Source organism: Flavobacterium sp. Root901, from assembly GCF_001429765.1.
Lineage (GTDB): Bacteria > Bacteroidota > Bacteroidia > Flavobacteriales > Flavobacteriaceae > Flavobacterium.
On the sequence record NZ_LMJB01000010.1, the window covers coordinates 200,570 to 213,533 of the forward strand.

At 34.1% G+C, this 12,964-nt stretch carries 7 protein-coding genes; 6 read left to right on the forward strand and 1 reads right to left on the reverse strand.

Annotation, left to right across the window (positions count from 1 at the left end; genetic code table 11):
* Nucleotides 1-88 precede the first annotated feature (88 nt).
* From asnB to ASE21_RS20425, 6 genes are all read left to right on the forward strand, one after another.
* Nucleotides 89-1,705 carry an asparagine synthase B gene (gene asnB, locus ASE21_RS20400; protein ID WP_057124536.1) on the forward strand — a complete coding sequence of 539 codons (1,617 nt, stop codon included), beginning with the start codon at nt 89-91 and terminating at the stop codon, nt 1,703-1,705.
* Nucleotides 1,706-1,889: 184 nt separating this feature from the next.
* Nucleotides 1,890-4,628, forward strand: coding sequence for a M16 family metallopeptidase (locus ASE21_RS20405; RefSeq protein WP_057124537.1), 2,739 nt, complete (start codon nt 1,890-1,892; stop codon nt 4,626-4,628).
* Nucleotides 4,629-4,998: 370 nt separating this feature from the next.
* Nucleotides 4,999-6,939: a DNA topoisomerase (ATP-hydrolyzing) subunit B gene (gene gyrB / locus ASE21_RS20410; protein WP_057124540.1), complete on the forward strand. Its 1,941-nt coding sequence runs from the start codon at nt 4,999-5,001 to the stop codon at nt 6,937-6,939.
* Nucleotides 6,940-7,047: 108 nt separating this feature from the next.
* Entirely contained in the window at nt 7,048-7,983 is a 936-nt protein-coding gene (gene mdh, locus ASE21_RS20415) for a malate dehydrogenase (protein ID WP_057124541.1), read from the forward strand.
* Between the two features lie 227 nt (nt 7,984-8,210).
* Nucleotides 8,211-11,201, forward strand: a complete 2,991-nt coding sequence (gene secDF, locus ASE21_RS20420) for a protein translocase subunit SecDF (RefSeq protein WP_057124543.1) — start codon at nt 8,211-8,213, stop codon at nt 11,199-11,201.
* Between the two features lie 83 nt (nt 11,202-11,284).
* Nucleotides 11,285-11,899, forward strand: coding sequence for an acyloxyacyl hydrolase (locus ASE21_RS20425; RefSeq protein ID WP_057124545.1), 615 nt, complete (start codon nt 11,285-11,287; stop codon nt 11,897-11,899).
* Between the two features lie 56 nt (nt 11,900-11,955).
* Here the strand turns inward: ASE21_RS20425 and lgt are convergent, their stop codons facing one another.
* Nucleotides 11,956-12,915 (reverse strand): prolipoprotein diacylglyceryl transferase, encoded by a 960-nt coding sequence (lgt, locus tag ASE21_RS20430; protein ID WP_057124547.1) that lies wholly within the window; start codon nt 12,913-12,915, stop codon nt 11,956-11,958.
* Nucleotides 12,916-12,964 lie beyond the last annotated feature (49 nt).

The following is a 12,964-nucleotide window of genomic DNA, read 5'->3' on the forward strand; positions in this document are numbered from 1 at the left end:
TTGCTTTTCAACCGAATAATTTTAATGATTTTTTAATGTTCAGTTTATCTGAACTCAAACATAAAAATAAAATAAAAAATAGAATAGTATGTCTGGATTATTAGCCGTTATTGGTAAAGGAAAAGACCCGCAGCTTGTAAAACAACTTTCTGAGAGAATGTCACATCGCGGACCTGATGAAAGTGATTTGCATATTATGGAGAATGGAAGTATACTTTGTCATGAAAGTTTATCCATTATCGATCTGCAGTCCGGAAAACAGCCTATTCAGGGAACAAACAAAGCATGGATGGTTCATGATGGGGAAATCTACAATTATCAGGAACTAAAAAATACGGTTTTAAAAGAGCATACTTTCAGAACAAATTCAGATTCAGAAGTAATCGTGCATTTGTATGAAGAATTTGGATATGATTTTTGTAACAAACTAGACGGAGATTTTGCTTTCGTAATTATTGACGGTGATAAATATATTGCCGGAAGAGATCCAATTGGTGTAAAACCTTTATATTATGGTTTAGATGAGAGAGGAAGAATTTATTTTTCTTCAGAAATGAAATCAATTGCAGATCAGTGTAAATCATTTTCAACTTTTCCTCCGGGGCATTATTATACGGCAAAAAGCGGTTTTGTAAAGTATTATCATCCTGAATACGAAGATCATAAAAATGCAGATCAACCACTAGATTTAAGCTTAATTAGAGAAAGCCTGATTGAAGCCACCCGTAAACGTTTAATGAGCGAAGTTCCTGTTGGAGTTATCTTGTCCGGAGGTTTGGATACTTCTTTAATTTCATCAATTGCTTCCAGACTGCTGAATGATAGCGGTAAAAAGCTGCCTTCTTTTTCTATTGGTTTAGATGCAGATGCGCCGGATAATGCTGCAGCGAGAAAAGCGGCTGAGTTTTTGGGAACAGAGCACCATGAGATACATTTTACAGTAGAAGAAGGTGTTGCTATTTTAGAAAAAGTGATTTCTCATATCGAAACCTACGATATTATCTCTGTACGTTCCGGAGTTCCAATGTATTTATTGTCTAAAGCAATAATTGATAAAGGAGTAAAAGTAATTCTTTCAGGAGAAGGTGCCGATGAGATTTTTGGAGGACATTTGTATTTTAGAAATGCACCTTCGGCAGAAGAATTTCAGGACGAAACGATCGAAAGAGTCCAAAAGCTTTTTACAGCCGATTTACTTCGTGTTGATAAAACAACTATGGCAAACGGAATAGAAGCCAGAGTGCCGTTTTTAGATAAAGATTTTCTGGATGTTACGATTCGAATAAAAACCGAAGAGAAACAGCCAAAAACACATAACGGAATTGAAAAATATATTTTAAGAAAAGCATTTGATACGCCGGAAAACCCTTATTTGCCAAGTGAAGTTTTATGGAGACAAAAAGAACAGTTTTCTGATGGAGTTGGATACAACTGGGTGGACCAATTAATAGAATATTGTTCATCTCAGGTTACTGATGAGCAATTGGCTGGAGCAAGTGCCGAATTTCCGTATAATACACCAACCACAAAAGAAGCGTATTATTACAGATCAATTTTTCATAAATATTATCCGCAGGTAAGTGCGGCGCAAACCGTTCGTAAGTGGATTCCGAAATGGCAGGAAAACCTTGATCCGAGTGGAAGAGCGAATGCGGCCCATTTGCAGGGAAATTTCGAAAATGTAAAATCGGAAGCTGCCGTTTAATAATATTAAATTCCAAACTTCAATAGGAATTTTTAAAACTAAAACCTGAAACATATTTTTGTTTCAGGTTTTTTTATACCTGTACATTTTCAATTTCTAAATCTTTATGAATGTCATTTTTTAGTTAAGAAAAATATTATATTTGATTATCATTAACAAATTAATAATCAATCAAACACATCCTATGAAAAACGTATTACTAGGTGGAATTTTATGCTTTGCATTAGTTTCATTGAGTCCGCTTTATGCACAAAAAAAAGTTGAGGCACCCAAATACATTACCAATGTAGAAGGTGTCAAAGAATATTCTTTAAATAATGGATTAAGAGTTCTTTTAATTCCGGATGCTTCTCAAAGTAATATGGTAGTTAATATTGTCTACAATGTTGGGTCCAGAAATGAAGGTTATGGAGAAAAAGGAATGGCGCACCTCTTGGAGCACATGCTTTTTAAAAGTACCAAAAATTTAGGAGATATTAAAAAGATGCTTTCTGATAAAGGAGGAAATGCAAACGGAACAACCTGGTTTGACAGAACAAATTATTACGAAGTTTTTCCGTCAAACGATGAAAACCTGAAATGGAGTATTGAAATGGAGGCCGACAGAATGATTAATTCAACTATTCTGCAAACCGATCTTGACAAAGAATTTTCTGTAGTAAGAAATGAGTTCGAAATAGGCGAAAATAATCCCGACGGAGTTTTACAGGACAGAATCCTTTCTTCCGCTTATTTGTGGCACAATTACGGAAACAGCACAATTGGAAGTAAAGAAGATATTGAAAGGGTAAAAGCTAACAGACTGCGCATTTTTTACGAAAAATATTATCAGCCAGACAATTCAACCTTAATAATTGCGGGTAAGTTTGAGGAACAAAAAGCACTGCAGTATGTTGGGCAGTATTTTGGGGCAATTCCGAGGCCAAAAAGAGTTTTAGATAAAACGTATACAATAGAACCTGCTCAGGATGGGGAAAAATATGTAGAGCTTAAAAGAGCAGGTGACAGTAAAAATGTAGGTGCTTTATATCACACGGTATCTTATGCAGATAAAGATTATGCCGCAATCGATGCGCTGGGCGAAATCCTGACTGCAGATCCATCAGGTTATTTGTATAAAGCATTAGTAGAAACACAAAAAGTTTCTAATATTTACTTTTGGCAGCCTACAGTTAGGGATGCAAGTTTTATTTATTTTGGAGTTGCCGTTCCAAATGATAAAGATGTGTATACGACAAAAGACATTGTAAGAAGCGAGCTTGATAAAATAGGTACAATAAAATATACAGATCAGGATGTAAACCGGGCAAAAGCAAAAATCATCAAACAGATAGAAACAGTAAAAAACAACACTATTTCGTTTGCTATTAACCTCACCGAAATTATTGGAGCAGGCGATTACAGACTTGGCTTTTTGTACAGAGATGAAGTAGAAAAATTAACCAAAGAAGATATTCAGAGAGTTGCTGAGAAATATTTTAAAGCAAACAATAGAACAGTGGGGGTTTTTATTCCGTCTAAAGATGAAACCAGAGTTAAATCAAATGAATATACAGATGAACAATTGGCAGCCCTGGCAAAAGATTACAAAGGAAAAGCCTTAGAAAAAGAAGCTGCAGCATTTGAAGCATCAATTAAAAATCTAAAACAAAATTTTGTTGAAGGTAAATTGTCAAATGGCATTAAATACGGATTAATCAAAAAGGAAATAAAAGGCGGAAAAGTTCAGGCAAGTTTCAAGTTTCCGGTTAGTAATGAAAAAGATTTAGAAGGTAAAAGCGATGTTGGCGAAATCCTGGCTCAATTATTAAAAACAGGAACTAAAACACAGACCAAAGAGCAAATTCAGGACAAATTAGATCAGTTAAAATCTTCTATTAGTTTTAATTTTTCCGGACAAACATTATCAGTTAGTGTTAATACTTACAAAGAACATTTTAAAGAGGTAATGGGAATCTTAGGCGATTTATTGGCAAACTCTACTTTTCCTGAAAATGAACTTACCAAAACAATCAGCGAATATAATACATATCTGGAGTCCAGTCTTAATGATCCGCAATCTGTGGCATTTACAGAAATCTCGAGAATAACAACACAATATCCAAAAGGAAGTATTTTTTATACACCAACTATTCAGGAACAAATTGATGCCTTTAAAAAAATAAAACAATCAGAAATTGTTGATTTTTATACTACTATTTTAGGCGGAAATAATGGAGTAGGAAGTGTAGTTGGAGATCTGGATGCGAAAATGACAGGTGAAATTTTAGAAAGTACCTTTGGAAAATGGAATTCTAAATCAAAATACGAACTTGCTTTGCCAACATATTTTGAAACCAAAAAATTAGATAAAGATATTATTACACCGGATAAAGAAAATGCAGTTGCGCTGGGAAGAATCAGTTTTAAAATGGATAGAAAAAATCCGGATTATCCGGCATTTGTTATGGCAAATGAAATGTTAGGAAACGGTGGGTTTTTAAGTGCCAGAATTCCAATGAGATTGCGTGAAAAAGAAGGTATAAGTTACGGTGCAGGTTCTTTTGTGGATGTACCAATTACAAATGATGCAGCTGCGTGGACCTACTATGCATTTTTGAACCCAACAAAAAAGAGCGCTGTAGAAACTGCCGCAAAAGAAGAAATCGCAAAAGCATTAAAAGACGGATTTACAGCTGAAGAATTAAAATCAAATATGAATAGCTGGCAAAACGAAAGAAAAACAAGATTAGGCGTTGACACTACTTTAATGGATCTGGTAAATAATTATTTGCAATACGGAATTGCGCTGGATGATTATGACCAGCTTGAAACTAAAGTCAAAGCCTTAAAGGTTGAAGACGTAAATAAGGTTCTGAAAAAGTATCTTTCTCTTGACAGTATGAGCTCTGTTTATGCAGGGGATTTTAATAAGAAACAATAAAAAATAAATTCCAAAATTTAAATCTCAAATTCTAATTTTTAAAAGTGAGGGATTTAAATTTTAAATCTGTTAAAGCCGAAATGCATTTTAATGTATTTTGGCTTTTTTATGACTGAGGTCAAAATTGGAATTTGGAATTTAAATTTTGAAATTTTAAAAATTGATAATTCAATTTTTATGTTATTCCCATTTTTGGAATTTTGAATTTACGAATTTGGAATTTAAAATTAAGTTTTAGAATTATTTTTTGGTTTTTAAGACAATTGTGTTAATAACTTAAACGCTTTAAGTCGGAATTTTATGGGTATATACCTTCGGTTTTTATATATTTGCGTGTTAGACAGTAAATACATTTTTTAGAATAAATTATATGAGCGAAGAAATCAAGAAGAACAATTATTCAGCAGATAGTATTCAGGCATTAGAAGGAATGGAGCACGTAAGAATGCGTCCATCGATGTATATTGGAGATGTAGGGGTTCGAGGCCTTCATCATTTGGTTTATGAGGTTGTTGATAACTCTATTGATGAGGCGATGGGAGGATATTGTGATACTATTGGTGTTACAATAAACGAGGACGGTTCTGTTACAGTTGAAGATAACGGTCGTGGTATCCCGGTTGATTTGCATAAAAAAGAAGGAGTTTCTGCACTTGAGGTTGTAATGACTAAAATTGGTGCCGGAGGTAAATTCGATAAAGATTCTTATAAAGTTTCGGGAGGACTTCACGGAGTTGGGGTTTCTGTAGTGAATGCACTTTCTGTTCACATGAAATCTACGGTTTTCAGAGACGGAAAAATCTACGAGCAGGAGTACGAAAGAGGAAAATCATTATATCCGGTAAAACAAATCGGAGAAACAGATAAAAGAGGTACACGTCAGACTTTCTTTCCGGACGATACCATCTTTACACAAACTACAGAGTTCTCTTATGATACTTTGTCAGCACGTATGCGTGAGCTTTCTTTCTTAAATAAAGGAATCACGATTACTTTTACAGATAAAAGAGAAGTAGATGAGAAAGGGGAATTCAAAAGCGAAGTTTTCCATTCAGATGAAGGTCTTAAAGAATACATTCGTTATTTAGACGGAAACCGTGAGCCAATTATTTCTCACGTAATCAGCATGGATCACGAAAAAGGTGAAATCCCTGTTGAGGTTGCTTTAATCTATAATACAAGTTATTCTGAGAATATTTTTTCTTACGTAAATAATATTAACACACACGAAGGAGGTACACACCTGCAGGGTTTTAGAAGTGGTTTAACGAGAACGCTTAAAAAATATGCAGATGCTTCCGGATTGTTGGATAAACTGAAATTCGAAATTGCCGGAGATGATTTCCGTGAAGGATTAACGGCGATTATTTCGGTAAAAGTTGCTGAACCGCAATTTGAAGGACAAACCAAAACAAAACTTGGAAACAGAGAAGTAGTTTCTCCGGTTTCTCAGGCAGTTGGAGAAATGCTGGAAAATTATTTGGAAGAAAATCCAAATGATGCCCGTGTAATTATCCAAAAAGTAATTTTGGCTGCTCAAGCTCGTCACGCTGCTAAAAAAGCACGTGAAATGGTACAGCGTAAAACCGTTATGGGCGGTGGCGGACTTCCGGGGAAATTGTCAGATTGTTCTGAACAGGATCCGGCAAGATGTGAGGTTTACTTAGTCGAGGGAGATTCGGCTGGAGGAACAGCAAAACAAGGACGTGACCGTAACTTTCAGGCAATTCTTCCATTACGTGGTAAGATTCTGAATGTCGAAAAAGCAATGCACCATAAAGTATTCGAAAATGAAGAGATTCGAAATATTTTTACAGCTTTAGGAGTTACTGTTGGTACGGCAGAAGACAGCAAAGCATTAAACCTTGAAAAACTTCGCTATCATAAAGTAATTATTATGTGTGATGCCGATGTCGATGGTAGTCACATTTCTACCTTAATATTAACGTTCTTCTTCCGTTTCATGAAAGAACTTATTGAAGAAGGACACGTATACATTGCAGCACCACCTTTATATTTGGTTAAAAAAGGAAATAAAAAAGAATATGCGTGGAATGATGTTCAGCGTGATCAGGCAAACGAGAGAATGGGAGGAAGTGCTGCCATCCAGCGTTATAAAGGTCTTGGAGAGATGAACGCAGAGCAGTTGTGGGAAACTACAATGGATCCTGAATTCAGAACATTACGTCAGGTAACAATCGAAAGTCTTGCAGAAGCAGACAGGGTTTTCTCTATGTTAATGGGAGATGAGGTACCGCCACGTAGAGAATTTATCGAAAAGAATGCCGTTTACGCAAATATCGATGCCTAATAAAAAATAACTTTCAATTCGTTTAATTGTTTAAATTTACTTAAACGATTAAACGAATTGTCGATTTATAGAACAAACTAATTATTAATAACCGATAAAGTAAAAAATATGAAAGTTACCATTGTAGGAGCAGGAAATGTTGGAGCTACATGTGCAGATGTTATTTCTTATAGAGGAATTGCAAGCGAGGTAGTGTTGTTGGATATTAAGGAAGGTTTTGCCGAAGGGAAAGCATTGGATATTACTCAATGTGCGACAAATACTGGTTTTAATACCAAAGTATCTGGCGTCACAAACGACTATTCTAAAACTGCCGGAAGCGATGTAGTGGTTATTACATCAGGAATTCCAAGAAAACCAGGAATGACAAGAGAAGAATTAATTGGTATAAATGCAGGAATTGTAAAAACAGTTGCCGAAAATGTACTAAAATATTCTCCCGATACTATAATTGTTGTAGTTTCAAATCCAATGGATACTATGACATATTTAGCTTTAAAAGCTACAGGATTGCCAAAAAACAGAATTATAGGTATGGGAGGTGCGTTAGACAGTTCTCGTTTCAGAACGTATCTTTCTCTTGCTTTAGATAAACCGGCAAATGATATTTCGGCAATGGTAATTGGCGGGCATGGTGATACCACTATGATTCCGTTAACACGTTTAGCTTCTTATAACGGAATTCCGGTTACGCAGTTCCTTTCAGAAGAAGCATTGCAAAAAGTTGCTGCAGATACTATGGTTGGAGGTGCAACGCTTACTGGTCTTCTGGGTACTTCTGCGTGGTATGCTCCCGGAGCTTCGGTTGCGTATTTAGTAGATAGTATTTTAAACGACCAAAAGAAAATGATTGCATGTTCTGTATTTGTAGAAGGCGAATATGGTCAGAATGATATCTGTATAGGAGTGCCGTGCATAATTGGTAAAAATGGAGTAGAAGAAATCCTCGATATCGATTTAAACGACCAGGAAAAGGCTTTATTTGCAAAAAGTGCAGATGCAGTTCGTGGTATGAATGATGCTCTAAAATCGATTTTAGTATAATAAAAACACTAAAAAAAGGAAAAGGCTGCACTTTTGCAGTCTTTTTTTTGAGATTAATTAATAAATAAATTGGTTAATCTTTTCGTTAATTATATATTTGCTCGATTTAAAAAAAATGTAGTAATTCGTGATCTCGATTTTTTAGTTTTAAAAACTCATGTCAGGGCTTATTTTTAGGGAATTTAAAACCAAAAACAAACATAAAACATAATTAATTTTTAGTAATAATGCAGAATAAAGGACTTATTAAATTTTTCGCAATTCTATTTGCATTGGTAAGTATTTACCAACTATCTTTCACTTTTGTGGCAAATAATGTCAAAAGTGAAGCTAAAGCTTTTGCAGGAGATAATCCTGATAAAGAGCTAAAATATTTAGATTCTATTGGTAAAGAAAAAGTGTTTGATCTTGGTTTTACTGACTTCACTTATAATGAAGTAAAAAACAAACAATTAAATAAAGGTCTTGACTTAGAGGGAGGAATCAACGTAATTCTTCAAATCTCAGTAAAAGATGTTTTAAAAGGATTAGCAAACAATTCTAAAAATCCGGTATTTAATAAATCATTAGCCGATGCAACTGCAAATTTAGAAGGAAATAAGACCTATTTAAATAAATTTTTTGAAGCTTTTGAGGCAAACTCAAACGGAACTACAAAATTAGCTTCTCCGGATATCTTTGCAAACAGAAGTTTACAAGGTGAAGGTGGAATCGATTTCCAAATGACTGATGCACAAGCTCAAAAAGTAATCAAAAGAAAAGTTGACGAGTCTATCGAAAGTGCTTACAAAGTATTAAGAGAGCGTATCGACAAATTTGGTGTAACACAGCCAAACATCCAGAAATTAGGAGAAACAGGAAGAATCTTAGTGGAGCTTCCAGGTGCCAAAGATGTTGACAGGATTAAAAAATTATTAGGTGGAAAAGCTCAATTAGAGTTTTGGGAAACTTATAAAATCGAAGAAGTTGGTAACTTCTTAGTGTCTGCTAACGAAGCTTTAAAGAAAACTGAAGTTAAGAAAACAGAAACTAAAACTGTTGCTAAAGATTCATTGAATGCTTTATTAACTGATACTAAAGATTCAGTTGATACTAAAAAAGGAAATAATCCTTTATTCGACAAAATGATCGTTCAGGGCGGCGGACCGGTTTTAGGTTATTTCGCTGTAAAAGATACTGCAACTATTAACGAATATTTCAAAAGACCAGAAATTAGAGTTTTATTAGCTGCTGATCAGCACTATGCAAAATTTGTATGGAGCAAACCAACTACTATTAAAGATCCAAAAGCAAAAGATCCAAAAAATGCAGCAGATCTTGAGGCTGTTGAATTATATGCTTTAAAAGGTAACAGAGATAACATTCCTGCAATGAGCGGTGGTGTTGTAACTGATGCAAAAGATACTTTTGACCAAATGGGTAAACCAGCTGTTTCTATGCAAATGAACAGTCAGGGAGCTAAAGTTTGGGAAGAATTAACAGGAAGAGCTTTTTCTCAAAAAGGTTATATCGCTATTGTTTTAGATAACATCGTATATTCTGCACCAGGTGTTACAAGTGGACCAATCGCTGGAGGAAGATCTGAAATTACAGGTTCTTTTGATGTTGCTGAAACTAAAGATTTAGCTAACGTATTAAACGCAGGTAAATTACCGGCTTCTGCAGATATTATCCAGTCTACTGTTGTAGGACCATCTTTAGGTCAGGCTGCAATTGACGCCGGAACAATCTCATCTGTATTAGGATTTTTATTAGTTTGTGTATGGATGGTATTCTATTATGGTAAAGCAGGATGGTACGCAAACCTTGCTTTATTATTAAACTTACTATTCTTATTCGGAATTATGGCAAGTTTTGGTTTCGTATTAACATTGCCGGGTATTGCAGGTATCGTATTAACATTAGGTACAGCTGTAGATGCTAACATTATTATCTACGAAAGAGCAAAAGAAGAATTACGTGAAGGAAAATCACTTTCTGAGGCTGTTCAGGCTTCTTACGGATGGCATGGTGCAATGCGTTCAATCATTGATGCAAACGTAACTCACGTTTTAACTGGAGCGATCTTGTTTATCTTTGGAACAGGACCAATCAAAGGTTTTGCTTTAACATTACTTATTGGTATCGTAACTTCATTGTTTACGTCTATTTTTATTGCCAGAATTTTCATCGACAGAAATATAGCCGGAAAAGGTGATTTAACTTTCTCTACAAATATTACTAAAAACTGGTTTACTAATTTCCACTTTGACTTTATTAAAATCAAAAAATTCACTTATATCTTCTCTTCAATTGTTGTTGTAGTAAGTTTAATTTCGATCTTCTTCGTTAACGGATTAGATGAAGGTGTGGATTTTGTTGGAGGTAGAACTTTCCAGGTTAAATTTGAAAAACCAGTTGATGCAACTGTAGTTTCAGATGAATTATCTGCTGCTTTCGGAACTCCGGTTGAAGCTAAAATTTTAGGTGATGATGATCAGTTGAAAATCACTACTAAATATAAAATTAAAGAAGACGGTGTAGCTGTTGATGAAGAAGTAAACCAAATATTATACAAAGGATTAGCGAAATATTTCCCTAATACTACTTATGATAAATTTACTAATTCATTTGATGGTAAGAGAGTTGGAGTTTTACAAGCTTCTAAAGTTGGAGCTTCTATTTCAGAAGATATCAAAACAAACTCTTACTGGGCAGTTCTTGGAGCAATGGCAGTTATTTTCATATACTTAATGATCTCTTTCCGTAAATGGCAGTATTCATTAGGTGCGATTGCAGCTGTTGCGCATGACGTAATCTTCGTATTAGGAATTTATTCTTTATGTTATAAATTCATGCCTTTCCACATGGAAATGGATCAGCACTTTATTGCTGCAATTCTTACTGTAATTGGGTACTCTATGAATGATACGGTAATTGTATTCGACAGAATTAGAGAGTTTATCATCGGAAACCGTAAAGGAAGTTTTGAAGATATCGTAAATGCTTCTATTAATACTACATTATCAAGAACATTGAATACTTCATTAATGATGATCATTGTATTATTAACGATGTTTATCTTTGGTGGAGAATCAATCAGAGGATTTATCTTTGCAATGTTGATTGGTATTATTGTAGGTACTTATTCTTCATTATTTATCGCGACTCCGGTATTGGTAGACACGATTACAAGTGATGAAAAACATACAATTGAAGACAAGCATAACAAAGCATAATTTAATTGCTTAAACTATATAAAAAGATCCGGTTTTTACTGGATCTTTTTTTTGTATTATATTTAAGAACTTTAAAACCAATTATGAAGAGAAATTTAATTTTATGTTTAATGCTTGTTTTTAGTGCATTAAAAATGAATGCACAAATGGATGATTCCAGATTCTCTCTTGGTGTTAATTACGGTTTTGGAAGCGAATTCAATAATAAAGATTATACTTTTACAAACCACTTCTATAAGGTTGGATTATATTATAAGTTAAGGCAGAAAAAACATTTTCAATTTGATATTTTTGTGCAGCCTGAGATTAATTTTGCCAAACATCAATTGTTGAATTTGTATTTTGTGAAACCTGAAACTCCTGATTTTGAAAAGAAAAGGGAAGAATTTACAAAATTAAAAGACGTACATGAATATGTTTTAAATCTTGGTTTTTTGATTCGGAAACCTTTAAATGAAACCTTTTCTATCTATTTTTTAGGAAGTATTGGTCCGATGATTACAGATACTGAAACAGAAAGAATGTCCAATGGTTTTGCTTTTGCAGATGTGCTGGCTTTGGGTTTTTCTATAAAATGGGAGAAAATACAGTTTGATGTCAGGCCCGGAGTAAGACATGTTTCGAATGCAGGATTAGGAAGTAAAAATGCGGGCTATAATACCAAAAATATTGAATTTGGAATTTCATATCCTTTATAAAAAAAGTCCGGTATTAATTAATACCGGACTTATATTTTTAAATCTCTAATGTTCTTCTAAGAAGCAGCAAGAGGGTTTCTTTTTGCTCTGATAATAAAGAAAAGACCAATTATAATAAAAGGTATACTCAGCCATTGTCCTGTTGAAAAATAGCCTAATTCTTGTTCGATTCCGCCCTGGCTTTCTTTTACAAACTCTACTATAAAACGTACAACGAATAAAAGGACTAAAAATAAGCCAAATAAATATCCGGTTCTAAGTCTTGCATTTGTTTTCCAGTATAAGAAAAATAAAGCTGCAAATACAAAAATGTAGCAAAAAGCTTCATATAATTGTGTTGGATGCTTCGCAGGAACTTGTGCAAGTAAATCAGCAAATTTTGGATCATTTACAATTGCATTGTAAGCTTCTTTTGGATTTGCAATATGAGTTTCATTTACTGCCTGGGCTTTGTTAAATTTATCATGTAGAAAACGAATTCCAAAGGCAGAAGTTGTTTCGTGTCCTATAATTTCAGAATTGAAAAAATTTCCCAGACGTACAAAGATAGCACCACTTGCAACCGGAATTACAACACGGTCTAAAATCCATAATAACGGTCGTTTTAAAATTATTTTACTGTAATAATACATCGCCACAATAATAGCAATTGCAGCACCGTGACTTGCTAAGCCTTGAAAACCTGTAAATTCCCAGCCTTTAATGAAACCAAAAAGTGTTTGATTTTCATTTTCTTTGATTGGTAAAAATATCTCAATTAAATGATTTCTAAAATACTCCCAGTCATAAAAGAAAACATGTCCTAAACGAGCGCCTATTAACGTTGCTAAAACTGTCCAGACAAATAGTGAATCTAATTTATCAATTGGTTCATGTTCACGTTCGAAAATCTTTTTCATTAGGAACCATCCTAAACCAAATGCGATTACGAACATTAAACTGTAATAACGAATCATAAAAAATCCTAAATCTATTCCTTCCGAAGGATTCCAAACAATGTTTAAAGGCTGTGTCATATAGTATAATGTTTTTATATTGTGTTTTGTAAAAATAAATATTAAATCC